21 protein-coding genes and 1 riboswitch are annotated in these 25879 nt (G+C 39.4%); of the genes, 8 read left to right on the forward strand and 13 right to left on the reverse strand.

Annotated features, from left to right (window positions below):
* Window positions 1–36 precede the first annotated feature (36 nt).
* Both VB733_RS05480 and VB733_RS05485 read left to right on the forward strand, forming a co-directional pair.
* Window positions 37–1200 carry a DUF1822 family protein gene (locus VB733_RS05480; protein WP_323339082.1) on the forward strand — a complete coding sequence of 388 codons (1164 nt, stop codon included), beginning with the start codon at window positions 37–39 and terminating at the stop codon, window positions 1198–1200.
* A gap of 39 nt (window positions 1201–1239) precedes the next feature.
* The gene (locus VB733_RS05485; RefSeq protein ID WP_323339083.1) at window positions 1240–3603 is read left to right on the forward strand and encodes a CHASE2 domain-containing protein; all 2364 of its coding nucleotides are present in this window, start codon (window positions 1240–1242) and stop codon (window positions 3601–3603) included.
* 104 nt (window positions 3604–3707) lie between these two features.
* Here the strand turns inward: VB733_RS05485 and VB733_RS05490 are convergent, their stop codons facing one another.
* The 5 genes from VB733_RS05490 to thiC form a co-directional block, all read right to left on the reverse strand.
* On the reverse strand, window positions 3708–4205 hold the full coding sequence (locus tag VB733_RS05490) for a phosphate-starvation-inducible PsiE family protein (RefSeq protein ID WP_323339084.1): 498 nt from the start codon (window positions 4203–4205) through the stop codon (window positions 3708–3710).
* Window positions 4206–4317: 112 nt separating this feature from the next.
* Window positions 4318–7941: a GAF domain-containing protein gene (locus VB733_RS05495; protein ID WP_323339085.1), complete on the reverse strand. Its 3624-nt coding sequence runs from the start codon at window positions 7939–7941 to the stop codon at window positions 4318–4320.
* A 194-nt stretch (window positions 7942–8135) separates the two neighbouring features.
* On the reverse strand, window positions 8136–8297 hold the full coding sequence (locus tag VB733_RS05500; protein ID WP_323339086.1) for a hypothetical protein: 162 nt from the start codon (window positions 8295–8297) through the stop codon (window positions 8136–8138).
* A 7-nt stretch (window positions 8298–8304) separates the two neighbouring features.
* Window positions 8305–8394, reverse strand: a complete 90-nt coding sequence (gene petN, locus VB733_RS05505; protein WP_010998401.1) for a cytochrome b6-f complex subunit PetN — start codon at window positions 8392–8394, stop codon at window positions 8305–8307.
* A gap of 235 nt (window positions 8395–8629) precedes the next feature.
* Window positions 8630–10009 carry a phosphomethylpyrimidine synthase gene (thiC, locus tag VB733_RS05510; RefSeq protein ID WP_323339110.1) on the reverse strand — a complete coding sequence of 460 codons (1380 nt, stop codon included), beginning with the start codon at window positions 10007–10009 and terminating at the stop codon, window positions 8630–8632.
* A gap of 9 nt (window positions 10010–10018) precedes the next feature.
* Window positions 10019–10116: riboswitch (TPP riboswitch) on the reverse strand.
* A 322-nt stretch (window positions 10117–10438) separates the two neighbouring features.
* Here thiC and VB733_RS05515 point away from each other — a divergent pair.
* Window positions 10439–11044: an rRNA large subunit pseudouridine synthase E gene (locus VB733_RS05515; RefSeq protein WP_323339087.1), complete on the forward strand. Its 606-nt coding sequence runs from the start codon at window positions 10439–10441 to the stop codon at window positions 11042–11044.
* 306 nt (window positions 11045–11350) lie between these two features.
* Window positions 11351–13033 (forward strand): PAS domain-containing sensor histidine kinase, encoded by a 1683-nt coding sequence (locus VB733_RS05520; protein WP_323339088.1) that lies wholly within the window; start codon window positions 11351–11353, stop codon window positions 13031–13033.
* 80 nt (window positions 13034–13113) lie between these two features.
* Here the strand turns inward: VB733_RS05520 and VB733_RS05525 are convergent, their stop codons facing one another.
* On the reverse strand, window positions 13114–13449 hold the full coding sequence (locus tag VB733_RS05525) for a hypothetical protein (RefSeq protein ID WP_323339089.1): 336 nt from the start codon (window positions 13447–13449) through the stop codon (window positions 13114–13116).
* 148 nt (window positions 13450–13597) lie between these two features.
* On the opposite strand from VB733_RS05525, the gene VB733_RS05530 reads away from it, so the two are divergent.
* Together VB733_RS05530 and VB733_RS05535 are read left to right on the forward strand one after the other, a co-directional pair.
* Complete coding sequence (locus VB733_RS05530; protein ID WP_323339090.1) at window positions 13598–15751, forward strand: serine/threonine phosphatase; 2154 nt, start codon at window positions 13598–13600, stop codon at window positions 15749–15751.
* A 131-nt stretch (window positions 15752–15882) separates the two neighbouring features.
* On the forward strand, window positions 15883–17094 hold the full coding sequence (locus VB733_RS05535) for a protein kinase domain-containing protein (protein ID WP_323339091.1): 1212 nt from the start codon (window positions 15883–15885) through the stop codon (window positions 17092–17094).
* Window positions 17095–17329: 235 nt separating this feature from the next.
* On the opposite strand, the gene VB733_RS05540 is transcribed toward VB733_RS05535, so the two are convergent.
* The 3 genes from VB733_RS05540 to VB733_RS05550 form a co-directional block, all read right to left on the reverse strand.
* Window positions 17330–17551, reverse strand: coding sequence for a DUF4327 family protein (locus VB733_RS05540; protein ID WP_096610834.1), 222 nt, complete (start codon window positions 17549–17551; stop codon window positions 17330–17332).
* A 621-nt stretch (window positions 17552–18172) separates the two neighbouring features.
* The gene (locus VB733_RS05545; protein WP_323339092.1) at window positions 18173–18439 is read right to left on the reverse strand and encodes a type II toxin-antitoxin system VapC family toxin; all 267 of its coding nucleotides are present in this window, start codon (window positions 18437–18439) and stop codon (window positions 18173–18175) included.
* 181 nt (window positions 18440–18620) lie between these two features.
* Entirely contained in the window at window positions 18621–18869 is a 249-nt protein-coding gene (locus VB733_RS05550; RefSeq protein ID WP_323339093.1) for a hypothetical protein, read from the reverse strand.
* Between the two features lie 275 nt (window positions 18870–19144).
* Here VB733_RS05550 and VB733_RS05555 point away from each other — a divergent pair, with 275 nt between their 5' ends.
* The gene (locus tag VB733_RS05555) at window positions 19145–19405 is read left to right on the forward strand and encodes a type II toxin-antitoxin system ParD family antitoxin (protein WP_323339094.1); all 261 of its coding nucleotides are present in this window, start codon (window positions 19145–19147) and stop codon (window positions 19403–19405) included.
* Complete coding sequence (locus tag VB733_RS05560; RefSeq protein ID WP_323339095.1) at window positions 19402–19734, forward strand: type II toxin-antitoxin system RelE/ParE family toxin; 333 nt, start codon at window positions 19402–19404, stop codon at window positions 19732–19734. The genes VB733_RS05555 and VB733_RS05560 overlap by 4 nt, the downstream gene beginning before the upstream one ends.
* A gap of 275 nt (window positions 19735–20009) precedes the next feature.
* Here the strand turns inward: VB733_RS05560 and VB733_RS05565 are convergent, their stop codons facing one another.
* The 4 genes from VB733_RS05565 to VB733_RS05580 form a co-directional block, all read right to left on the reverse strand.
* Window positions 20010–20537: a class I SAM-dependent methyltransferase gene (locus VB733_RS05565; protein ID WP_323339096.1), complete on the reverse strand. Its 528-nt coding sequence runs from the start codon at window positions 20535–20537 to the stop codon at window positions 20010–20012.
* A gap of 178 nt (window positions 20538–20715) precedes the next feature.
* On the reverse strand, window positions 20716–22932 hold the full coding sequence (locus VB733_RS05570; RefSeq protein ID WP_323339097.1) for an O-linked N-acetylglucosamine transferase, SPINDLY family protein: 2217 nt from the start codon (window positions 22930–22932) through the stop codon (window positions 20716–20718).
* A gap of 323 nt (window positions 22933–23255) precedes the next feature.
* Window positions 23256–23819: a type IV pilin-like G/H family protein gene (locus VB733_RS05575; protein ID WP_323339098.1), complete on the reverse strand. Its 564-nt coding sequence runs from the start codon at window positions 23817–23819 to the stop codon at window positions 23256–23258.
* A gap of 286 nt (window positions 23820–24105) precedes the next feature.
* Complete coding sequence (locus VB733_RS05580) at window positions 24106–25422, reverse strand: class I SAM-dependent methyltransferase (protein WP_323339099.1); 1317 nt, start codon at window positions 25420–25422, stop codon at window positions 24106–24108.
* Window positions 25423–25879 lie beyond the last annotated feature (457 nt).

A 25879-nucleotide genomic window follows, 5' to 3' on the forward strand; every position in this document is an offset into this window, starting at 1 on the left:
AGAATCTAGAATCTTAAATCCAAAATCTCAAATCAAATGACTTTCCTAACTGAAAATCCTACCCAATTAGAATTTCCCATATCTCCAGATTTGGCACAACAATCTTGGTTAAAAAGTCAGTTACAATCAACTGCAAAAGGGCAGTGGAATGCATACTTAAATGAAGTTTCTCTGCAAATTCTTCTGCCTTGGTTACAAACAGAATACAAACAACAAACAAGTCTTGTATTCAATGAAAAATTACTTTCTAGTTTTTGGGATGTCGTCAATGGTAGTGTAATCAACTGGGGAAATAAACGCCTAATTATCATCCCAGAAAAATCTCTAGACAATAGTGAATATTCCATCCCCCAAGAATGGGTAGACGTGCCCAAATTAGTCGGAGATTATTATTTAGCAGTTCAAATCAATCCTGATGAATTATCGATGCGAGTATGGGGATATACTACCCATGAGCAAATCAAAGTGTCAGGAAGATATAATTTGGATGCAGAGGAAATAATTTCAGATTTAAATGTTTTGTGGGTAGTTAGCCAACTCAATCCTGAAGAAAAAACCCGTTTTCCTGTGGCTAGTTTATCATCTGTACCAGCCATCCAAGCAGAAAATTTATTATCCAGATTAACCAGTCCAAATATTATTCAACCCAGATTAGAATTACCCTTTTCTTTATGGGGTGAATTAGTTAGTAATGATAATTGGCGGCAAAAATTATATCAATTACGTCAAGGAGAAGTGCCAACTAATCTAACTCCTCATCAAGTAGCCGCAAATATTAGTCAGTGGTTGCAAAATACTTTTGAAGAAAGCTGGCAATCTTTGGATAATTTATTGGGCACAAATGCGAGTTTAGGCTTTAGTTTTCGGAACGCAGGAGAAGAAAGTGATGCCATTATCAAAAGAGCAAAATCTCTAAATCTACCCAATACTGAAGTCATCTTAATCATGGGATTAGATACAGAAACAGATGACAGAATTGGTATTCGGATTCAATTACGTAGTCGTAGCCAAGATGAATATTTACCCACAGGAATAACTTTAAAATTACTGTCAGCATCAGGAAAAATTATCCAATCAATTCAATCGCGATCGCAAGATAATATTATTCAATTAAAGCGCTTTAAAAGCCCCGTGGGTACTCAATTTAGTGTTCAGATTGAGATTGATGATTTTGTGATGATAGAGAATTTTACAATTTGAGTTTAAGTGTATTCAGCTTAAAAATTAACTTTAAAAAATATGCATCGTCTCATCATTCTAAATTTGGGAAAAGGAGATTTGCAAAATGGATTCCTAAATGTCACTGCACAGTTTTGGGAATCTGAGGAATTAACTCCCATGCAATTTGTAGGTAGTTTACCTGCGAATCAAAATCTTAATTTTCTTTATCAACAATGGTTGTTACTATATGAGTCTTTGTATGCTAATTTAGCTTGGCGAAGAACTCGAAATATACATCCAGAATTTGAGATTGATGAAGATGACAGTGAAGTTTCTCATATTTCCCATGCCGAATTTGCCGAAGTTTCCCAAAATTTACAAATTCAATTAAATCGCTGGCTTAGTACAGATTCTTTTTTAACAATAGATCGAAAATTACGTACCCATTTAACACCCAAAGATGAAATTCGCTTACTAATTGTCGCCCAGGATGCCAACATTTTAAAATTGCCTTGGTGTTTGTGGGATTTTTTATCAGATTATCCGCAAGCAGAAATTGCCCTAAGTCCTCCGGAATATGCACGTTCTCTAAAAGCAGTAAATCAAGCCAAAAAGAAAATCAAAATATTAAGTATTTTAGGTAATAGTCATGGAATTGATATTGTTCAAGATCAAAAAATCTTAAAACAACTTCCAGATGCAGAAATAACTTTTTTAATCGAACCAACATTGGAACAGCTAAACGAAAAACTTTGGCAAGCAGAATGGGATATTTTATTTTTTGCCGGACATAGTTCCAGTCAGGGCAAAGGTTGTATGCAAATTAATGCCACAGATACATTCACAATTGAACAATTAAAATATGGTTTAAGAAAAGCTATCTCGCATGATTTAAAACTAGCAATTTTTAACTCTTGTGATGGTTTAGGTTTAGCACAGGATTTAGCCGATTTACATTTACCCCAAGTAATTGTCATGCGGGAACCTGTCCCCGATAAAGTTGCCCAGGAATTCCTCAAACATTTTCTTGCTGCTTTTTCTGGAGGTAAATCACTTTATCTTTCTGTGCGTGAAGCCAGGGAAAAATTACAAGGATTAGAAGTAGAATTTCCCTGTGCAACTTGGCTACCCGTAATTTGTCAAAATCCTGCCGAAAGTCCATCAAGTTGGTGGGAATGGTGCGGCAAAAAACAACCAATTCAACTATTACCAAATCGCCGGGAACTACGCTTAATTCTTGTATCCAGTTTGGTAAGTACCTTATTTATAGCCGGAATTAGGTTTTTGGGATTATTATCTCCCATCGAATTGTTTGCATTCGACATGTTAATGCGTATCAGAATGCCAGAAAAACCAGACGATCGCCTATTAATTGTAACTGTAACTCCCGAAGATATTCAAGCACAGGATGCAGAACCCCGCTTTGGTTCCCTGTCTGATACTACCCTAAGCAAAGTATTGCAAAAATTAGAACAACATCAACCTGTTGCCATTGGTTTGGATATTTACCGCGATTATCCCAGTCGTAAACCCGAACTTATCCAGCAACTACAAAGTCAGCGTTTAATCGGCATTTGTAAGCGTCCAGATGCTAAAGATGATCCTACAGGCACTTTACCACCACCAGAAATTAAAGAATCACGCCTGGGATTTAGCGATTTTGTCCAAGATGATGACGGTATTATTCGTCGTCATTTGTTATTTATGACACCGAATACAACTTCTCGTTGTACAGCCGCCTATGCATTCAATACCCAGTTGGCATTTCGATATTTATACACGCAGGGTATCAAGCCAGAATTTACACCAGAAGGGAATATTAAGCTACGTCAAAAAGTATTTTCATCGATAGAAAACCGCACAGGTGGCTATCAAAGTATTGATGCATCCGGTAGTCAAGTATTATTAAACTATCGAGCCATGAGTGACCCGCAAGCGATCGCCCAAAGAGTCACCCTCAAAGATATATTTAGCAATAAAGTCAATCCCAAAGCCATCCAAAACCGAATTGTATTAATTGGTATCGCCGACCTCAGTGCTGGTGATTATTGGTCAACTCCCTACGGAGCAGGTTCCTCCCACAAAATTCCTGGTGTCTTAGTTCATGCACATATGCTCAGTCAAATTCTCAGCTATGTCTTAGATGAAAGACCATTGTTATGGGTTTGGTCAAGTTTCGGGGAATTGGGCTGGATTGCTTCCTGGGCTTTGTTTGGAGGATTTATTGCTTGGCGATTTCATCGCTTAATGATTATGGGTATAGTTCTACTTACTTCAGTAATAATACTTAGCCTGACATGTTTTATATTTATTAATTATGGCGGATGGATACCTTTAGTTGCACCTGCGATCGCTTTATTATTAACTAATGGTGCTGTTGTTTTAGTAATACTGAGTAATAACCAATACGCCACTACTCCCTCGAAACAAGCTACAGTTTAAACAACTTCATCGCAAACAAAACCTCAACAATCAATTCACACAAAATATTAACAACCGATCTATTTTTTGGAGGGTGTTTGGGGGAGAATCCCCCAAGTCTGAGATTACATCCTTTTTTGAGTATCTATTGAGTGAGAGTTTACATGACTAGATGCTAATAAACCTGTCATCCAAGGCATAATCACAAGAATTGCACCTAACACAACTAAAAAAATGGAAATTCCAAAAATTTGAGTTGTGGGAATCTCTAAAACTCCACTTAAGATAATTTCTCGTAATGATGAAACAATCGTAATTTCCACTGCTGCACCGACAGAAATACGTTGTTCTTCCAAATAATCAAGTAATAAACGAAATAATTCGACTAGAATTAAAATAAACAGAATATCTGACGTAATTTGCCGAACTTCTAAAGGGTGTAACAAGCTGGAAAACATATCAATGAGTCGCAGCACCATTACACAAAATAAACCAGCGCATAGAGAAATAACAATAATATCTTGAAATAATTCTAAGTAGCGAACAATTCGTTCCCTGAGCGATTCTGGAGGAGTATCGCCTTGAAACCAACTCAGAAATTGTTCTTTGAGGTTTGGTTGCATAGTACCCCAAGTAGCTGAATAAAAGCATTTACATTCATCATAGGGATTATGCAAAAATTAAAAGTTCGCAGTTTACCAAGTTACTGCTAAATCACAAATTAACCACCACAAATTAACAACCATGCTTCACAGGAATTTCAATCACAAATTTCGTCCCCTTACCTGGCTCTGAAAAACATGCAATTTTTCCTCCGTGCTTATCAACGATGATTTTATAACTAATTGATAAGCCTAAACCCGTACCCTTACCAGGTTCCTTAGTAGTAAAAAATGGGTCAAAAATACGCGATCGCAATCCTTCTGGGATTCCACAACCATTGTCAGATATACATATCCTAATTACTTTTGTATCCAATACATCTGTATGAATGACAATTTTGGGAATTTCTAATTGTTCTTCTTTATACTTTGTCTCTACAGCGTCGATAGCATTACCCAAGAGATTCATAAATACCTGGTTCAATTGGGCGGCATAGCATTCAACATGGGGTAATTTGCCATATTGTTTGACAACTTCAATTGTTGTTGATGTCGAAGTTGCTCGCAGTCGATGTTGTAAAATCAATAATGTGCTATCAATTCCTTTATGAATATCAACTAGCCTCATTTCGGCGCGATCGAGTTGTGAAAATGTTTGCAAAGATTCAACTAATTGCAAAATTCTTTCGGCTCCAAACTGCATGGAACCTAATGTCTTAGGTAAGTCTTCGAGAATATAATCCAAATCAATTTTTCTGGCAAGCGCTTTAATTTCTTGTCCGGTTCCCGGAAATTCTTTTTGATATAGATTTAACAACCTCATTAAATGCTCAGAATATTCCCCAACATGGCTTAAGTTGCCGTAAATAAAATTAATGGGATTGTTAATTTCATGGGCTATTCCTGCGACTAACTGACCTAATCCTGCCATTTTTTCCCCCTGGATTAGCTGGGTTTGTGTCTCTTGCAATTCTTTGAGGGTTTGGTTAAGTTTCTCTTTTTGTAGTGTCGTTTGTTCAAGTAATTCTGCTTGTTGCAGTGCGACACCTAACTGCAAGCCAATCTGCACCAACAAACTAATTTCGTCTTCCAACCATTGACGCGATTTCCCATTCTGATACGCAGCCAGTAATCCCCACAATTGTTCGCCTTGAAAAATGGGGACAATTACATATGCGTGGGCTTGAATTTGCTCTAAAAAAGCTAATTGCCGATCTGAATAACCTTGAGCATAAATATCATTCACGGCAACAGTTTGATACTGCCCATACAAATCACTTTGAAATTCACGAATGGTTGTATTTTTCATTAAAAATGGGTTGCCTACTAACGGCATCCATTCTTCTGCAACTGATTCTGCCAAAAATTCACCACTACCATCTGCATAGAAACAATAAATTGCTACCCTCTCTACTTCTAGTAAACTCCGTACCTCCTGGGTTGTAGTCGCAAAAATCACATGTAAATCGAGGGATTGGCGAATTTTCTCTACTGTCATCGCCAATGCTTTTTCCCGTTCCGCCGCTCTTGCTAATTGGGCTGCTTGTGCTTGGACTTGCTTTAAAGTTTCTGCTTGCTGAAGTGCTACACCTAATTGCACCCCTACCTGTGCCAGTAAATTAACTTCCTCTTCTTCCCAGTAACGTGGCTGCGAATTTTGATAAGCTACCAATAATCCCCAGATTTTTTCCCCTTGCAAAATCGGTACAAATGTCTCGTTACGCGGGTATTTTCCCGTTTTCGCTACTTCTAACAAGGGTTTTTCCGTAGTGGGTTGAGTTTTTCCCAACTGCATCCAACCATCAACTATGGAGTCGGCAACAAATTCTCCACTCCAACCTGGGTAAAATCGATAAATTGCCACCCGATCAACATTCAATAAACGTCGAACTTCTTGTGTAGTTGTTTGAAAAATGGTTTCAATATCCAGCGATTGGCGAATTTTATCAACTGTGGTGGCTAATGCACGCTGGCGGTTGGCTGCTTTTTCTAATTGTGCCGATTGTGCTTTTACTTGCTGGAAATACTCGCTTTGCTGCAATGCCACTCCTACTTGGGTGCTAATCTGCAAAAGCAAATGGATTTCGTAATCTTGCCAGTGACGGGGTGCTGAATTTTGAAAAACAGCTAGTAAACCCCAAAGTTTTTGACCATGATAAATAGCAATAATTATATAAGCTCGTGCTTGGTAACTTTCCAATACCCGAACGTAACAGTCGCTAAACCCGGCATTATATATATCATGACAAGTTCTGAATAGTTCGCCGCGTGCAAAGTTTCCTCCCTCGGTTTCTTGGAGGTGTGTATCTGTTGTTGGTACTGTCGCCAGATGTTTGAGACTACATTCGCTGACATTTGCGCGTAATTCTGGCTGCTCCCATTGTTGCTGAACTAATAAAGTCCACCCTTCTGTCACAGACTCCGCTACAAATTCGCCGCTCCAGTCTGGATTAAAGCGATAAACTACTGCTCTATCTACTTCCAGGAGTTTTCTCACCTCCTGGCAGGCAGCTTGAAAAATCTGTTCTAAATCGAACGATCGCCTAATTTTTTCGATAGTGTCACTCACTACTTTCTGACGTTCGGCAGCGCGATCGCGTTCGGCGGCTTCTACTAATTGTGCCGTTTGTAACTGGGTTTGCTCTAAATATTGGGCTTGTTGAATAGCGACACTGAGTTGTCCAGCAATTTGTTGCACAAACTCAATTTCTGAGTTTTCCCAATGTCGAGGTGCGACACATTGATGGATACATAACAATCCCCATAATTCTTTGCCTTTGAGTAGAGGCGCTACAACATTGGCACGAACTTGAAATTTTTCTAGAATCTTAATGTAGCAATCACTATATTCGTGACTATAAATATCGGAGATTACGTTAATACGACCATTGCTGTATTGAGGAGCAAAATATTCTCCGAAGCAATGGTCATAAATCCTCGTTGCCATTGCTGAATCATACTCTGGGGCGACATCTTCGGAAACAAATTCCCCTTCCCAATCCGATTCGGGATCAAAATAAAATACTCCCACACGGTCGGCTTTGAGTAAATTCCGAACTTCAATAGCTGTATTTTTAAATATTGTTTGTAAATCTAAAGAGTCGCGAATCCGAGCAATTACTGAAGCTAGCGCCTTTTGCTGTTCTATTTGATATCTTGCCTGGGCTAATAATTCCGCGTGTTGTAGCGCTACTCCTAAATGCTCGGCTATTTGCCGAACAAATTCCACTTCTGAATTCAGCCATTCCCGTATACCACTACATTGGTGAACACATAACAAACCCCAAAGCTGTTCTCCCTGGAGCAAAGGAGCAGTAATACAAGCACGAATTTGGAATTTTTCCAGTAATTCTACATAACAATCTTGAGAACAATCTTGATAAATATCTGAGATGACGCTGATTTTCTCTTGTTGGTAAAGGGATACAAATTTCTCACCAAAACAACAGTCGCGAACCTGACTATGAATTACCGAATCCCAAACTCCATTAATATCTTCAGAAACAAACTCCCCTTCCCAATCCAAGTCTGGGAAAAAACGAAAAACAGCAACTCTATCTGTACAGAGTAGTTCCCGTAATTCTGTTACAGTTGTCTTGAAAATTGTTTCTAAATCCAGCGATTCACGAATTCGACTAATCACCCGCGCCAGCGCTTTAAGTTTCTCCCCACAACACTGTTGAGTCTTTTGAATATCCTTGTTAACTTCTGCTGTTTGGTTCGATTCCAATGCTTTAGCAACTTCTTTATTTTCCATTGCAGTTCGGACTGACGATGAACATACCTCTATCTCAGGATTCCCTTTCATGTCAGTTAATGAACAGGTAATGGTAAAAGAATTTATGGGAAACAATTGCCGACACCAAATTTTCAGCTACAGTGTCAGCCTGTGACTGAGGGGTACGAAATTTCGTACCCCGATCAATGTTGATTTTGTGGGAGGACTGCGGGTTACTTTCGTTTGGGAGAATAACGTCGCAATTCGCGGTTTTCCTGTTCTTGACGGCGGCGATCGCGCCAATCAGAAAGTGTCAAATAAGCGACACCACCAGTAACTGTGACTAACAGTGCTAGAGCTACTATTGTCAAAACATTGAGAAGTTGACTTTCCACAAGCCTCCTACAGTCCGTTGCGACCCCAGACTACCATTGCAATAGACCAAGTGAAAACAACTAACAGTGAAACCCAACCTAATGTCAAGATAGCCATAGCGGTACTTTTAAAGTGATTGCAAAACGACTCTAATCATTATGATACTTTGAATTGTTTTAGGAAAGAGGAACAGAGGAAGAAGCAAAGATGCGAGGATGTGAGGATAGTAGGAGCAGATAGCTAAGTACCTATGTACTAAAATACCTGCTTCGGTTAGGCACATCAAATTACTCAGTTTTTCACCAATAATAAACTTTGTGCTATTGACCACAAACTATCATCACTCCAACAGCTAAGACTTGGCGATAACTTCCTTGTCTTTAGCCAAAAATTTCTCCAACTCCGTCAAAGCATCTGCATCAACCTTCGTTTGCATCGGGCAGAACTTCGGACCACACATCGAACAAAATTCAGCAGTTTTGTAAATATCTGCTGGTAAAGTCTCATCGTGGTATTCCTTCGCCCGTTCCGGATCGAGAGCTAATTCAAACTGGCGGTTCCAATCAAAGTTATAACGGGCACGCGACAATTCATCATCCCTATCCCTAGCGCCAGGACGATGACGAGCTATATCTGCGGCATGGGCAGCGATTTTATAAGCAATTAACCCATTACGTACATCTTCTGCATTCGGTAATCCCAAGTGTTCCTTGGGTGTCACATAACACAACATTGCCGTACCATACCAGCCAGCCATCGCCGCACCAATCGCTGAGGTAATATGGTCATAACCGGGGGCAATATCGGTGACGAGGGGACCCAAAACATAGAAAGGTGCTTCCGAACACTCTTCCATCTGCTTGCGAACATTAAATTCGATTTGATCCATCGGTACATGTCCGGGACCTTCCACCATCACCTGAACGTCGTGTTCCCAAGCTTTACGGGTTAAATTTCCCAGAGTTTTGAGTTCCGCTAATTGGGCTGCATCCGATGCGTCGTGAGTACAACCAGGACGTAACGAATCCCCCAAACTAAAGGAAACATCATATTTTTTAAATATCTCAATGATGTCATTGAAGTGAGTATAAAGCGGGTTTTGTTTGTGGTGGTGCAACATCCACCGCGCCAAAATGCCACCACCACGGGAAACAATACCTGTGAGGCGGCTTCTCACTAACGGCAAATGTTCGATTAAAATCCCCGCGTGGATGGTTTGATAGTCTACCCCCTGCTGGGCATGTTTTTCGATGATATGGAGAAAATCGTCAGCCGTAAGATTTTCGATTGTACCGTGGACGCTTTCTAAAGCTTGGTAAACAGGTACAGTTCCAATTGGTACGGGAGAAGCTTGAATAATCGCGGTACGAATTTCATCGAGATTACCCCCACCTGTGGATAAGTCCATGACTGTATCCGCACCATATTTGACCGCTAGTTGCAGCTTGGCAACTTCTTCATCAATGTTAGAAGAGTTGGGGGAAGCGCCAATATTCGCATTTACTTTACACTTGGAGGCAATCCCAATTGCCATTGGTTCCAAGTTGGTGTGATTGATATTTGCGGGAATAATCATGCGTCCCCGTGCAACTTCATCCCGAATTAAATCCGCAGGGAGATTTTCCCGCTTGGCAACATAGTGCATTTCTTCGGTGATGACACCCTGACGAGCATAATGCATTTGGGAAACATTACTTTGCCCGCGACGCTTGGCAACCCATTCTGTCCGCATCATATTAATTTCCTGAATAAACGGCTTCCCTACGCTGGAATTACCCAGTCTCAGGTGTTAAGGGTGTATTCTCAGCCCAGTTTTTGCAGGCACCCCTAGCATTACTTATTTTTGCAGGTTTTTGGAAAAGTTATCAATTGGTTATGGGTGGTGATATGAATCTTGATATTAATTAGGGATTTGCCACTTCCTGTTACTACTTATCAATCAGGAAAACTTATTTACCCCAGTCATCATTGAGAGTTACATGGATGGGAAGGACGGATTTATTCAAGAAATATAAAAACGTGCTTTGATTTGGAGAAAATCACCAACAAAATAGCAACATCGTCAGCCGATATGCTTTAAGTTGCATAATCATATTTGCTGTCATGATGGGCAGGGAATTTTTTCCCTTGTTTTCCCTTACTTGCATTTTCAATTCCCAATTTGTCAAATCAAATGCGATACATAATTTTCTACAAACCATATGGGGTCTTGTGCCAGTTTTCGCAAGATACTCCAGAACGGCAAACTCTCAAGGATTACATTCATGTCCCCGATGTTTATCCTGTGGGAAGATTGGACTGGGACAGCGAAGGCTTGCTTTTGCTGACAAATAATGGACAACTGCAACATCGCTTGTCAAATCCCAAATTTGGTCACGATCGCACTTATTGGGTACAAGTGGAAAGAATTCCCGATGACACGGCTTTAAATAAGTTACGAAATGGTATTGAAATTCAAGATTATCGAACTAAGCCAGCCTTGGCAAGATTATTAACTGAAGAACCAATTTTACCAGAGCGAAATCCCCCGATTAGGTTTAGAAAAAATGTGCCGACAGCATGGCTAGAAATTATTTTGACGGAAGGAAAAAATCGCCAAGTTCGGAGAATGACTGCTGCTGTTGGCTTCCCGACGCTGCGATTAGTCCGAGTTAGCATTGCACACCTAAAACTCGATGGTTTACAACCTGGTGAATGGCGCGACCTCTCATCCATAGAAACTAAATTACTGCATAATATTGCTTCTACAAGGCGTATAAATTACTAGGCAATTAAATGTTGTTTAGTTTAAATTTATTTATACTTGTAAGCTTAATTATTTCTTAAGGTTTGCTGATTTTTTTCAGTATGTAAACTAGAGAACATTAATTTACATAGATTTAAGGATATCTAAGATGTATATAAAAACTCATTGGCATACTAGTTATGCGATCGCAATCCTTTCTAGAGTCTCAGTTTTGTGTTTATAATCACCAGCTTTAACAACAACTAAGGTGAAAAGCTGTATAATTGTCCTCATTTTTATCAGTTTTTTTAATATATTTAGCTACTGTGGGTGCAAGTTTAAAATTTTATGAGTCGTAAACAGCCGTCTAGCTGGCATCAAATCTGCCGAGAACAAGATAATATCGTGTCTTTAACACCTGCACGCTTGGAACTTGTACCTGAACGAGTCTTAGATAGCGAACTTCGTCCCCATGAGGTTTTGCAAAAAACTCAAGATGAAAGTTTGTCCTATCGTCAACTCTACGAGCAATTACCTGCAATTTACTTGGTTTTAGATCACAATGGCATAATTCTATCCGTGAATCAATTTGGTGCGGATTCACTGGGTTTTAGCCCAGAAGAATTGATTGGGAAGACAGTTTTAAACTTATTTACATCTTGCGATCGTATGGCGGTGGCAGATGCTTTAATTAGTTTGTTGACAACATCGAAAACCAGCAAGGTTAATCATGGGGAGTTTCGTCTCGATTGTCGTCAGAGTCACATTGCCTGGGTTAAAGTTGTCGCCAAAACTTTACCAGGAGATGAGCAAAATCCCCTCATTCTTTTGGTTTGTGAGGATATTACAGAGAGTAAGCGTTGGCAGGATGCTTATCAAGAAAGTGAACAGCGCTTCCAAATAATGGCAAATACAGCGCCAATGATGCTGTGGAAGTCAGGATGTGACGGTTTATGTAATTTTGTAAATGAATTTTGGTTGCAATTTACTGGGCGTAGTTTTGAGCAAGAACAGGGTATTGGTTGGATTGATAACGTCCATCCTGATGAGCAATTAAAATGCTTGCAAGGCTATTATTCCGCACTAAAGAATCGTAGCCAATTGCAGATGGAATACCGCTTACGTCATGCAGATGGGGAATATCGCTGGATTTTGGATACCCGCACCCCAACATTTACGCCAAGTGGAGAATTTACTGGTTATATTGGTTGTTGCATTGATGTGAGCGAACGCAAAATGGTTGAAGTTGCGCTCTTACAAAGCCAAGAATCAGCACAGGCTCAAATCGAAGAGATGGAAAGATTAGATCGTCTCAAAGATGAATTTCTCAGCACTGTCTCCCACGAGTTAAGAACACCATTAACAAACATGAAAATGGCAATTCAGATGTTAGGGATTGCCTTGGGTTTTGAACCCAACCTGTTACTCGAAAATCCGCCTTCACAAACCCACAATTCCAAGTTATTTCGGTACTTCCAAATATTAAATAACGAATGCGATCGCGAAATTAATCTGATTAACAATTTTTTAGATTTACAAAAACTCGATATAAATTCCAAACCTTTAGTATTAGAAACCGTAATTGTTCAGGAATGGCTAGTCCGGGTTGTAGAGTTATTCAAAGCCCGCCATCGTCACTGTCAGCAAAACCTGCAAATTCATCTGAACGCCAACCTGCCCCTGCTTGTATGTGATCCATTCAGCTTGGAGCGTATAATAATCGAATTATTAACCAATGCTTGTAAATTTAGTCCATTAGATGCAGAAATTACAATCACAGCGCAAGTAAAATCCGCCAATATTGAATTTAAAGTTATTAATACTGGTGTCGAAATTCCCGCATCAGAATGCGATCGCATCTTTGATAAATTCTATCGCATTCCCAGTAACGACCCTTGGAAACAAGGCGGTACAGGCTTAGGATTAGCATTAGTTCAAAAACTGAGCCGATATTTAGGCGGAACAATTGCAGTCGAAAGCAGCTCCAATCAAACCTGCTTTACAGTTTTGCTACCCTTGAGAGGAGAATAGGAAGAGGAGATGGGGAGACGCGGAGAGGTGGAGATGGGGAGATGGAGAGAGGGTGAAAAAAAATGTAGCGCTAGACTTTACTATATTTCTTCGTTCCCTTTGTCCCCTTGTCCCCGCGTCCATTCGTCCCCTTGTCCCCTTGTCCTCGCGTCCCCGCGTCCCCGCGTCCATTCGTCCCCTTGTCCCTTTGTCCCCTTGTCCCCTTGTCCTCGCGTCCCCGCGTCCCCGCGTCCATTCGTCCCCTTGTCCTCGCGTCCCCGCGTCCATTCGTCCCCTTGTCCCCGTATCCCCGCGTCCCCGCGTCCCCGCGTCCATTCGTCCCCTTGTCCCCGTATCCCCGCGTCCCCGCGTCCATTCGTCCCCGTATCCCCTCTTCCATTACAAAGGTTGCGGACATGAATATCTTTAGCTACCATGCGTAACAATTAAGACTGTCACGACAATCTATTCATGAAACCACAAAATACTACGATTGGTGTACTCTTGAGTAGAACTGCCAATTGTGGCATTTTTGATATTGGTGGACTCAAAGCACCTTGGAACCGGAATTAAGGAATTTCCACAATGCTGATTTGCCCTGATTGTACATTCGAGAATCCTCATACCAATAAGTTTTGTCAAAACTGTGGCACTTCACTCACAGAAAAAGTTTGCCCTGCGTGTGGTACTTATGTACCGCTAAATGCAGAATCATGTCACCAGTGTGGTGAATTTTGTGGAACAGTTTGGTGGGCAATTGTTACCAAGGATGCAACTAATTCCACCACCGAAACAATCACATCTGGAGAAGAGGCTGTTAAACAGGAGGAAAATAATACTTTCATCCAAATTCCTGCTTTAGTTGAACCGCTTGCATCTGCAACTGCAAACACAGAAACTACAAACATAGAAGACAACGATGTAAATCTTCCTGAGTCAAATCCTATTCTCACAGTTGCCACGCCTTCCCCAGAAACAAGCCTAGAAACGCCAACAAGTTTGTACTTAGATACCCACCATCGTTATAAGTTACTTGATGCTTTGCCTAGCGAAGTGGAGATGGCTAATGTGAGGGAGTTTTGCGTGAGAGTTGTAGATTATAACCCCTATCAAATTACGCCAGTAACGGCTGTTTTGGCAGCTTCTCAGCCATCTCAGACGAAATCAGGAGCTAAACAACAAACCGATATTTCCAGTATTCCTGATTTTGCCAAACCATACGTAGCGCTACATTCCCAACACCATCAAGGTATCCCAGCAATTCACGATGCTTGGCAAGAGGGAAACCTACAAGTTATTCTGCTCGAAAACCGTTCCAATTACGAATATTTATTAGAACTTTGGCGCGAAGATAAAACAACATCACTACAAATTGTGCTGTATTTTTACCAGATGACACAACTATGGCAGATACTAGCACCCCTGAATTGCCAACAAAGTTTATTGGAATTAGGGAATTTACGTTTGGATGAAGACCAAGTATTAGTATTGCAACGTTTGTATCAAAACGCTGAATTACTTGCATCCGTAGAAGAAGACTTGAATTCAACAAAATCCTTTTCAGCAGATAGTTTGCAAGCCCATTTATCCATTAAAAGTTTAAGTAATGTTTGGCACTCATTATTTAAAGAATCGCAACGAACACAATTTGGAGCATTGATGCAACTGCTGGAAGATTTAGAAGCAGATAGTGTGGAAACAATCGAACAGCTACAAATCCGCTTACGAGCGATCGCCTCAGAATTGCAACCAACTCCCAACAACGACATCGAAGACGACGAAAATAACGATGTGACAGTTACGCTCGCATCGGCTCCAAAGACTGTGGCACCTACTGTTCTGCAATTCGAGGAACCAGAGGAGAATGAAACTAAAAGCGATGACATGCCTACAATCGTTCTCCCAATGCAATTAAATACCCTAGATAATGTTGGATTGACAGATGTCGGTCGTCAGCGTGACCACAATGAAGATTATTTTGGGATTGACATAAAAATTAACAAAATAGAATTACCGAAAACACGAGCGATCGCCGCACGTGGTTTATATATTCTTTGTGATGGCATGGGAGGACATGCAGGAGGAGAAGTTGCCAGCGAATTAGCTGTTCGCACCCTGCAAAAATACTTCCAAACCTACTGGAATGCTAACCAATTACCCAGCGAAAACATTATTCGCCAAGGGATTCATCAGGCAAACAATGCGATTTATGACCTCAACCAAAAAGATTCCCGTTCAGGTGTCGGACGTATGGGGACAACTTTGGTAATGATGTTAGTTCAAGATACCCATGTCGCCGTTGCTCACGTTGGCGATAGTCGCTTGTACCGCGTTACCCGCAAAGGTATAGAACAAGTCACCATTGATCATGAAGTGGGACAGCGCGAGATTTTACGCGGAGTCGAACCAAGTATTGCCTATGCCCGTCCCGACGCTTATCAACTCACACAAGCATTAGGTCCTCGTGACGAAAATTTAATCGACCCAGATATTCAGTTTTTCCAAGTTAGTGAAGATACTTTATTTATCCTTGCTTCAGATGGGTTATCAGATAATAATTTACTCGAAACCCATTGGGAAAGTCACTTACAACCCTTACTGAGTTCCAATGCTAACTTAGACCAAGGAGTAGGTGATTTAATTGACTTGGCAAATAAATACAACGGTCATGATAACATCACCGCAGTGCTTGTGAGAGCAAAAGTACGTCCCAATCTTGATCAAGGGAGTAAAGAATAGAGGAAGATAACAGGATGCGGGAATGTGAAAAAGCATAAACATGAAACAAATTTCCCCCTTCCCCCTGTCTCCCTCTCTCCATCTCTCCCCCTCTCCGTGTCTTCCTTCCCCTCTACCCTTCCCCCTTGAATGTGGTTACGCTCACCCTGTTAGAACCGCAACAAAAAACACCACTCCAGGAGTGGCATTTTGCCGACGAATCCCTGATTCGCATTGGTCGGGCAACTGATAATCATATCGCGATCGCTGATGATTTAGTTTCTCGCTATCATCTCGAACTGCGGCGAATTGACACTGGTGCTTCTTATTCAGCTTGGCAAATGGTAAGCACAGGCATTAATGGGACTTTCCTCAATGGAGTCTTAGTCAATCAAGCCCAACTCCCCGATAATTGCCTATTGCAGCTGGCAAAGAGTGGACCATTACTCAAATTTCAACTTGAACCAGCCCCCATCCCTAATATTCCCGTCAATAGTCAAAACCTCTGCAACCACGAAGGTAATAACCCCAATAATCTATTTTGCGTTCATTGTGGTCAACCCCTCAATGTTCAACAAACAATACGCCATTACCAAGTATTACGGACTCTCGGGCAGGGTGGCATGGGCACCACCTACTTAGCATGGGATGCCATTGGCAAAATTTCTGGACACCCGCAACTGCTGGTATTGAAGCAAATGAATGCGGATATGGCAAGAATTGCCAAAGCACAAGAACTATTTGAGCGCGAAGCAAATACCTTAAAATCCCTTTCCCATCCCGGTATTCCCAAATACTATGATTTTTTTGTCGAGGATGGAAAAAAATATTTAGCAATGGAATTAGTCCACGGAGAAGATTTAGAAAAATTTATCTGTGTTAAGGGACCTGTCACCCCTAGTCAAGCTATTGGCTGGATGATTCAAACTTGCGATGTCCTCGACTACATTCATAGCCAAGAACCACCGCTCATCCACCGTGATATTAAACCTGCAAACTTGATGGTGCGGAGTTCGGGAAATCGCATTGTCGTCCTTGATTTTGGGGCAGTTAAGGAAAGTTCTAGCTTACCAGGAACCCGGATTGGGGCAGAGGGTTACTGCGCCCCCGAACAAGAACGGGGACAACCATTAACTCAATCAGACTTATATGCGATCGGTCCAACAATAATTTTCTTACTGACGGGTGAAAGCCCATTCAAATACTACCGCCAGCGCGGACGCAGCTTTCGATTTGAAATTGCAAACATACCCACGATTACCCCGCAATTACGCGAAGTCATTGATTGTTTAACTGAACCTTTGCCACGCAACAGATATCAAACCGCTCAAGAAGTTATCGCGGCTTTGGTAAATTGCAAATAATCTAGGAGTTGTATTCGCAGACAGTTAGCAATTAGCAATTGAGTCCAAAAGCTAACCGCCAACAGCCATTGAAAAAGTCTAATTTTTAAACATGCACAGTAGGGAAATTAAAAATTAATAGTTAGAAGCCAGTAAACAAAAGCTAGGACTGTAGAAAAGTAGATGCTTGCTATGCAAACTACCTCATCATCCCTAATCATCACTTCTAACTGATTATTTTTAACCCATCACTTCCTTAGTCCTCTTCATCCCAAGCTTCAACGGACAGAAGTTCGTTAATCGGGTCTTGCATTGTAAATCCGAAATCTAGCAGTTCCTGTTTCCAGTGCTGCCAGTCATTTCCAAAAAGCAAGGCGATTTTCCAAATGCTATCTGTTGGCTTAATAATCTGAGAGTCTACAAGTGATTGCACATTGCGTTGCAATTTCACCATTGGGTGAAGTACTTGCTGAGTCATAACCTCGATTTAATTCCGATTTTGTTTGAGTAAATACTTAAAATCAAAACTGCTTTCCTTAACGGAAGTATTGCCTATACGTAGAGCATTGTACCTTTGGCAAATCCAGTCTATCCTTTTCTACTATACCATATCTAACTAAATGCTGTTAGCACTAAAATTCGGTTTGTACGGTAATCACCACCGGAATTGCGAATTTTGTTCAAGTAATCATTTCATTAGAAGCTGGTAAGAGATAAAGTTATCCGACAATTTGCAGACATTGCATTGTTCCAGACGAGAAATAAACGCTGGCAAAAAACCCTAGCATAGTTTGCTGGAATTAGTGTGCCTGATTGTAGATCAACCCATAAAGAAAGCGTTAAATCACGTTGTTTTGCAGTAACTATAAACTTTTAATTGAGTGTGGGTTTGTTTACAGTTTGTTGTCCTTTAGCTTATCGCAAACATCTAGGAATAGAAACAATTCGTTGGAATCTTTATAAAAATTTAAGATTTGGGAGCTTGCTTAGAGGTGCGATCGCATTATTTTTTAAGTAGTTAGGTATAAATTAACCTAGTCATGTAAAAAGATAAGAAATATTTTAATGATTACAAGATGAAGCACTGACGTAAAAATCTTCAAATCTCCAACGCACTCAATAATAAAATCCGCAATTCCGTCACTCGTTGCAATCCTGCATCATTGGTTAAAAATCCATCACAACCCGCGACTAATGCTACTGCCACTTGCAAGGCATCTGGTAGCTTTAAATTGTAACGCACTCTAATCTCTGCCGCTTTTTGACTCACAGAAGTAGCAATTGGGATAAACGAAATTCCATCAGTATTTGTGAGCAAGTCTATAAAATCTTGTTGAGTTTGAGCTTGTCCCAACCGAATCGGCATTATTTATTAGACACTCTGCTAACGTCACAGGTGAAACTACTGCTTGAAAACAGTCTTCATTTAGCAATTTGAATATTTCCTGAGCAACCTTAGCAAATCGAGTCGTTCCCTCAACATAATAAATAACCGGAGCCGTATCCAAAAAAACCTGTTTTATCCCAATAGAATGCATCACTGATTTTCATGGCTGCTGCCTTAGCAAAGCTTCACGTTCATCCCATTCATCTCGAAGTTGTGAAACCCACACTTGAGCATCCATCCCAGACAACAAATTAGGGGCAATCCCGTAAAAATCAGTCACTTTACGCTTTGGTTTAGCTCCAGTTTGCGGCTGCGTAGATATTTGTATCAACTGCCGAATTAACTCAAGCTTTTCCTCTTGTGACAGACCTTGGGCTTGTTTTAAAATCGCTTCTAGCTGCGAACTCATACAGATTTTCTCTTCAAGCTACGGTAAACATCAATATTTTACTTGTTAATCGCTAGAACTCATGGAAAGTTACCGCATCAAATGCGATCGCATTATTTTTTAAGTAGTTAGGTATAAACGAACCTAGCCATCTAAGAAAGTAGGGAATATTTCAATGGGTATTTTCTAAGTGATTTCAATAGTTGATGTATTCTCAATACCCCACTTGCTGGGTTCTACTTTAATTTCAACCAATGTAAGCTAAAATAGTAGCATATAGTTCTGCTTAAAAGTCGATGATTATCAATATTGATATACCTGATGAGGTGCGCGTTTATTTAGAAGCAGAAGTTATGGCAGGTGCATATAGCAGTATCGGCGAATATTTTCTGGATTTGGTGCAGCAAGACCAAAAACGCAAGGCGCAAGCAAAGTTAGAAGCGCTTTTGCTCGAAGGTATTAATTCCGAAGGGCAGGATGTAACACCAGAATATTGGCATAATTTGCGTTCTACTGTTTTGGGTGAGAGCGCTCAGGGCACACATAGCGACGCATGAACTATCGGTTAATTGTCAAAAACCAGGCAACACAAGATTTACGACAACAGGCAAATTATATATTGGTCAATGTTAATACGGATGTAGCAATTAAATTCTTAAATGCTGCGGAAGTCACATTTGTTCAGTTGGCAAAGACTCCCGGTATCGGAAAAGTAACACAGTTGGTAGTATCAAGATTGGGGGAAATTCGGCAGTGGCGAATTAAAAATTTTCAAGACTATCTAATTTTCTATCGTATTCAAGATGCTAATGTTGAGATTCTGCGGGTATTTCATGGGGCAAGAGATTTAGCAGATGTACTTAGCGAATTAGATGAAGAGCTTTAATTTAAAATAACAATTTCTCGCCCAATAGTAATGCTATTGAATTACCCATAAAAACAAATAAAGAAGGTTGAATGTTTCACACTCTTTTCTAATTGATATTCATACCTTTATTTGAATAAAATCTTGCTAGTAAAGATTGAAGATCAAGTTAATTAAAGTATTTTGTAATGTTGGGTTAACGAAGGTGTAACCCAACCTAATATTTACTAGAACGTCTTTGAGGAACCTTACACTGGCAATGACGGAGCCTCTCAAAAAGTGGAATATCCAGGCGATTACTTTGTTGCAATCATATTCAAGCTAATTAAAGTATCGAGTAGACGCATTGAACTACAATCATTAAATAATCCAAACTCTTGAACTTTTGTATATTCACTAAATCCAACTTCTTCAAGATAAAGTGCCAATATCTCGAAGTCGAATCCAACCTTGTGGACATCATGTTCGTTAGTTTGCCCTCCAAACATAATCCGCATAATCTGATGTCTTTCTAAAGGCATCAAGTTGGGATGGAGAAATAACCAGCATAAAACTTGCAAATTGGGAACACTAATATATAGCTTTCCTCCAGGCTTCAGCACTCTATGCCATTCTGAAAGGGTGGCAATTAATTCATTCCCTAATCCGTAGTAAAAATGTTCTAGTACATGACTAGCATAAATTGCTTCAACTGAGTCATCAGCAAATTGATCTAAATTACTTGCATTCCCCACAAAATCAACTTCTGGACGTGCTTCTATATCAAAAATTTTCCATTCTAAATTTGGCTCGCGTCCACCAATATGAAGCTTGATAGATTCCATAATTGTCTAAAATTTAACTGTGCTATTCGTAGAAACATTTAGCTGTGCCGCAATCAAGATAACTTCATTTAGATAAATTTGCCACTATTGAGATAACTTGTTACGTTTCGGTGAAAGTATATTTTATTGCTGATAGATGCTGGTAGATATTGTTTTCAGATATTACGCATCATCAGCATCAAGATTGTCTATATATTTCCCACATCTGTTGATAAGCTTTTTCCATCTCACGAGTGAACTGTTTACCATTCCAAAGCGGGGCAGTTTGCCTAGATTTATATAATTTCCATGTAATTTCTTGTCTTAACTTGGCATCCTTTCCTAAACGAATACCCCACTCGATATATTCTTCATCTGTCCAAGCAATACCCTCATTTATCCCAGCATTCATCATCATTGTGTAACTATTACGAGCAACAAATTGTTCTCCCACTCGCGTCACAATGGGAATTCCCATCCATAATGTTTCTAAAGTTGTTGTTGCACCATTGTAAGGGAAGGTATCGAGTACAACATCAGCAATATTTAAATTGGCTCGATGCGTTAATTCCGCCGCTACATTTGGCAAGAATCTGAGTCTTTCGATACTGACTCCTTCTTCTTCTGCAATTTGGTAGAAAAATTGTTTAATTACCTCTTCATCAGCAGAACCTTTAATTAAAAAATAACTATTTGGTACTTCTTTAAGTATTTTCATTTGCCATCTAGTCGTTTCTGGATGGCGTTTATATCCTCTTTGGGCGCTGAGATAAACAACTGCATCATTGGGAATATTTAAATCATCTCGACGTAATGTTGGGATACCAACTTCAAAACCATCGACGGCAATATAAGTATTAGGGAGTCGCCATATTTTTTCTGAGTAGTAATTTTGAGCAGAATCTGGTAAAACATAAGAGTCTGCCATGTAATAATCGATCGCAGGAATACCTGATGCATCCCAACCTAACCAAGTAACTTGTATAGGTGCAGGTTTCACAGCCATTACTGCACAACTAATATCTAAAGTAATACTATCAAGGTCTACCAAAATATCGACTTCATCTTCATTAATTGCGTCGGCTATTTCTACCGCACTCATTCCTAATTTAACAGCTTTTGTACAATTATTTGCATACCATTCCTGAAGCGAATCTCTCCCTAACATATAGTTAGCAATGTATGCATTAATTTCAAATTTTTCACGGTTATGATGTTGAAATAACCACCTTGCTAACCAACCAACAGAATGCTGTTTGAAGCAGTAAGATAAATAACCGATTTTGAGAACTTTCTCTTTTTTAAGAGTATTCTTTCTTATTTGTAATTTATTTGCATATCTTGTCACCTGCTCTTGAGATAAAAGCTGAATATTCTTTTGAAAGAAAGCTGCTACCTGATTCTGAATATTTCTAAAATCTTCAGGAGTATCTTTTATATGGGGAATGGAAAAAGCAGGAGTCATGAGACGAAGTGTCATCACATCATCTAGGTTTTGTGGTTGCTCTGCAATTAGTTGTTTCAGTAATCTTTCCAAATCAGAACAAGCTAAAGATACTTCTTGGGAATAACCACCAGCTTTGAGAGAACCACGTAAAAATAAATGAGCAGCAGCAATTTTTGCTCCTAAATCTTGTGAAAGGCTATAACATTTTTGGGCTGTTTCTATACCTTTGCTATATTCATTTGCATCTTGATAAAAAGATGCTAAATGTCTCAAAAACTCTAGATTGTCTGGGTCTAAAGTCAAGTAAATTTCTAGAAGCTTTGCAGCAGTTTTAGGGTCTTTATATGTGTAACCTATTTCCATCCCCGCCGAAAGCATAATATAGAAATAGTTACTAATATCTTTAACTATTTTAGAACAGGCATCGGCAAAATCTAATACTATTGGATGTAGTGGCTCTTTTTTTAAAAGTTTTTCGAGTACCTCTAGTAATAAAGCTTCATCTAAATCTGATTCAGCAGTAGATTGTATCTGTTCGATTATATTTAGTTCAGTTAATTCATCACCGATGAAATTATCCACTTCATCAGCTATGTAGCAGATATGCAACAAATTATTGATATCATTTGACTTGATTTCTCGTATATGTTGTCTAATTGCCCAAACTAAAGGATATTCTTCTATATCAGTACGTTTTTTGGCTTCTATTTGCAAGATATTGACAAGTTGTCGCGTATAAACATCTATTTCGGCTTCATCTAGTTCAGATATTGGTAGCATCCAAGTAATTTGTGCTTCCGCTTCTTGTCCATTTAACAGAAGTGCTAGTCCTAAAAAGCAATAGTGAGAAGTTTCTTCTGGTTGTTCTAAAATTGCTTGTTCATATAAACTAATTGTGTCAGGATATAAACCTTGATTTAAGTAGTAATTAGCTTTGTCATTTAAGTTATTAATAGTTCCATTTATCATTTGAAGTATTCACCTCATTTTACGTTAATAATCAACAAACAATTATAATTCTAAATATCTAAAAGTACCCAAAAATAAAAATTAGCTGAGTAAAAACTTACCCAGCTAAAATTCTTTATTATCTAATTTAAAAAATATAGATAATCTCTATTATATTCACAAAATATAGGATATGTATTGCTACTAAATACTTTACAATTTGGAAAATATAAAAATCATGAAAAGATAGATGTATACCAAATAGAACTAATAAATTACACTATATTAATTACATAAATGTAGAGAAATTAGTGATTGGCATACATCTTTGTGATTAGCTCTAATTAGCTAATTGGTTTATATTTTGCATCACAAGCAGGAGCAGCATTAGCGGTAAATTTAGCTTCTTCTGTACCAGTAGCAGGAGTACCGACACCTTTAGCCAGTAAAGCTTCACACAATGATGCAAGGGTTGTTGCTTCACTGGTTGCGGTAATAGTACCTACAGATACACCACCGATATATGCTTTAATAGCAGTCTTCTGAGGTTGTGCTTGATTAGTTACACTGGTTGCAGTAGCACCACCACCTTTGATTGCATATTTGTAGTTTGCGGTACCTGTCGAGACTCCAAGCCCAAGTTGACCAAAATCTGCTGCGGTGCTTCCTACAAATGCGCCGTTTTCTGCAAAGTAAGCTTGTTGAGCGCGGTTCATTGAACCAATGTAGGTTTTGGCTTCAGACTGTTTTGCTTTGTTAGCTTGGTTTAAGAAAGAAGGCAGAGCAATAGCGGACAAAATACCGATAATGATGATTACAACTAATAGTTCAATTAAGGTAAAACCTTCTTCATTTTTCTTTTTGTTGAGGATATGTTGGAGAAATTTTGCTTTGAGTTCGGTTTTCATATCAGAAGTTTCCTTGTAGTTAGTTATTAACTTTTGATTTCTAGATATAACTTACCCACTTCTGCTTTTTTCATATCACCTCACTCAAAAATATTTTTCGAGAATGTATATATTAGGATTCCTATTTGATTGATGAAATATAAATCTTTCTACGCAAAGAAACCCGGTTTCTATGCAAAATCGTTGTTTTGACGACCAAATATCGACGAAGAAACCGGGTTTCTGGCTTCACGTGCGAAATATAAATCTTTCTGGAGACGCTCACTGGAACGTCTCTATAGGGCTATTAATTACGCTCCACCATTACATAGCCCAATCCTTCCAAACGTAAAATCATTAACTTGACTAGGTAAAATGCTTGTTCGTTGGGAACGGCTTTCATCGTCACTGGGTCTATAGGTCGAACCTGCTTCCATCGTTCTACCAGGGAAATCATGGATTGTGGCTGTTCAAGTAATGGAACCAAGGAAAGCGCCATACTGCTATCTATACTCACTACCTGATCGATTAAGGAAAGATGCTTGCTAATGACTAAGGGACGCATCTGGCTGACTGATTCAATCAGGTCTTCTCGAAAATCAGGGGTTTTTAGAACTGGATGCAAATGTATACTGACGTTTTCCCAGTCTTGATCAGCCCATTCTGATATTGGTGTTAACTGCTGCTGTTGGGGATGACCACACCAGAGGTCAATTAAGCGATGAATTGGATGTAGTTGCTCAAATAAATGTAACTGCTCTTCCTGTGAAAGTTCTGGAAAACTGAGGGCTAGGAACGCTGGTAAGTCATCAGGGTCTTTGAATAAATCCATTACATCCCAGCGCTGCCAATTAACCATACTGACAAACTCTAAACCTGCATTTCTCAACAACGAGAAAAATTCGGGGATAGTTGAGCCTTTATCACCAACGAGCAAGTGATTTGCCAAAATTGAGCCATCATCCTCCTCATTAATTGGGTTCCATGTTTTAACCTTGAGTCGGACATCATTTTTGAGAGCTTTCATAATCTCCCGAAGTGTGGCAATTTCGGTTGCTTCTGGATTTCCATCCATCAAACCCATGAATTTACAGAGGTTTTGCGCTCGGTAATACCATTCGCGTTGTAATTGACTGTGGAGATTTACACGAATAATTCCATCTGGTTTCAAGACTGACTTCATTGCTTGTAAGCCAGCAACTGCATCTGGAAGCAGGTAAAGTACATCATCACAGTTAATATAGTCAAATTCCAGACCCAGCTTTGGTAAGTCCTCAAGCAGTAAGGTATGAAATTCAAAATTTTCAACAGAATGATATTGCAAGCGTTTTTCGGCGAGTTGAATCGACGGCTCAGATAAATCAACGCCAATTACTTTAGCTCCTGGATTCGCAAATGCCAGGGTCAATGATTTATAACCAGTACCACAACCTGCATCTAAAATGAGTTTATCTTTAGTATCTATAAATTTTTGATTTCTCAGATAGTAAGGTGTAACCAAACTATGAAGATGTAAAACACCAGAATTATCTTTTGCGGAATCTTCTACAGGAATACAGGGATAAGGAGCGCTATCAAATTGTTGGCGAATTTTTTCTAATAACTCAGATGCTGGTACTGCCATAAAATTTTCTCCTGAAAAATTATTTTTCCTCACAAAACCTATGGCTGGACGCTCAAAGATAATATGGAGGAAAACCACTCGATATTCAGTATTCCCAAATGCGATCGCATTCTCTCACTACTTCAGATAATTTCCTGGGACATGCGCGATGTTCATTGTGCTTAATTCCGCATAGCTCATTGGCATACGTTGTTGGTTGCTGGGGTTTGTTTCCTTACCCGCTTGAATCGCAACATAGATTACAGAAAAATCGGTTATATAGTAACCGATTGTTTAGCATCCTTATCTAATTAATTTTTACTTAAACGACTGAAAACCCTGGAGTGTAATAGTTTAAGCTTAAAAATAATCGATTAACATACATTAGATTATTTAATAACCGATTATTTGGCGACCTTGCGAAATCTCACCTATATTTATAAATAAGGAACTAGAGGTTATGCCTTTAAGCTTCCCC

This window comes from Calothrix sp. UHCC 0171 (assembly GCF_034931845.1).
GTDB lineage: Bacteria > Cyanobacteriota > Cyanobacteriia > Cyanobacteriales > Nostocaceae > Brunnivagina.

What these genes read in the sequence shown, in the direction of transcription:
- VB733_RS05485 (WP_323339083.1), top strand. Translation starts at nt 1,240, where the DNA reads ATGCATCGTCTCATCATTCTAAATTTGGGAAAAGGAGATTTGCAAAAT.
- VB733_RS05490 (WP_323339084.1), bottom strand. Translation starts at nt 4,205, where the DNA reads ATGCAACCAAACCTCAAAGAACAATTTCTGAGTTGGTTTCAAGGCGAT.
- thiC (WP_323339110.1), bottom strand. Translation starts at nt 10,009, where the DNA reads ATGCGGACAGAATGGGTTGCCAAGCGTCGCGGGCAAAGTAATGTTTCC.
- VB733_RS05530 (WP_323339090.1), top strand. Translation starts at nt 13,598, where the DNA reads ATGCTGATTTGCCCTGATTGTACATTCGAGAATCCTCATACCAATAAG.
- VB733_RS05565 (WP_323339096.1), bottom strand. Translation starts at nt 20,537, where the DNA reads ATGGAATCTATCAAGCTTCATATTGGTGGACGCGAGCCAAATTTAGAA.
- VB733_RS05540 (WP_096610834.1), bottom strand. Translation starts at nt 17,551, where the DNA reads ATGACTCAGCAAGTACTTCACCCAATGGTGAAATTGCAACGCAATGTG.
- VB733_RS05560 (WP_323339095.1), top strand. Translation starts at nt 19,402, where the DNA reads ATGAACTATCGGTTAATTGTCAAAAACCAGGCAACACAAGATTTACGA.
- VB733_RS05575 (WP_323339098.1), bottom strand. Translation starts at nt 23,819, where the DNA reads ATGAAAACCGAACTCAAAGCAAAATTTCTCCAACATATCCTCAACAAA.
- VB733_RS05580 (WP_323339099.1), bottom strand. Translation starts at nt 25,422, where the DNA reads ATGGCAGTACCAGCATCTGAGTTATTAGAAAAAATTCGCCAACAATTT.
- VB733_RS05545 (WP_323339092.1), bottom strand. Translation starts at nt 18,439, where the DNA reads ATGCCGATTCGGTTGGGACAAGCTCAAACTCAACAAGATTTTATAGAC.
- VB733_RS05480 (WP_323339082.1), top strand. Translation starts at nt 37, where the DNA reads ATGACTTTCCTAACTGAAAATCCTACCCAATTAGAATTTCCCATATCT.
- VB733_RS05555 (WP_323339094.1), top strand. Translation starts at nt 19,145, where the DNA reads ATGATTATCAATATTGATATACCTGATGAGGTGCGCGTTTATTTAGAA.
- VB733_RS05550 (WP_323339093.1), bottom strand. Translation starts at nt 18,869, where the DNA reads ATGAGTTCGCAGCTAGAAGCGATTTTAAAACAAGCCCAAGGTCTGTCA.
- VB733_RS05495 (WP_323339085.1), bottom strand. Translation starts at nt 7,941, where the DNA reads ATGGAAAATAAAGAAGTTGCTAAAGCATTGGAATCGAACCAAACAGCA.
- VB733_RS05570 (WP_323339097.1), bottom strand. Translation starts at nt 22,932, where the DNA reads ATGATAAATGGAACTATTAATAACTTAAATGACAAAGCTAATTACTAC.
- petN (WP_010998401.1), bottom strand. Translation starts at nt 8,394, where the DNA reads ATGGCTATCTTGACATTAGGTTGGGTTTCACTGTTAGTTGTTTTCACT.
- VB733_RS05525 (WP_323339089.1), bottom strand. Translation starts at nt 13,449, where the DNA reads ATGGTAGCTAAAGATATTCATGTCCGCAACCTTTGTAATGGAAGAGGG.
- VB733_RS05520 (WP_323339088.1), top strand. Translation starts at nt 11,351, where the DNA reads ATGAGTCGTAAACAGCCGTCTAGCTGGCATCAAATCTGCCGAGAACAA.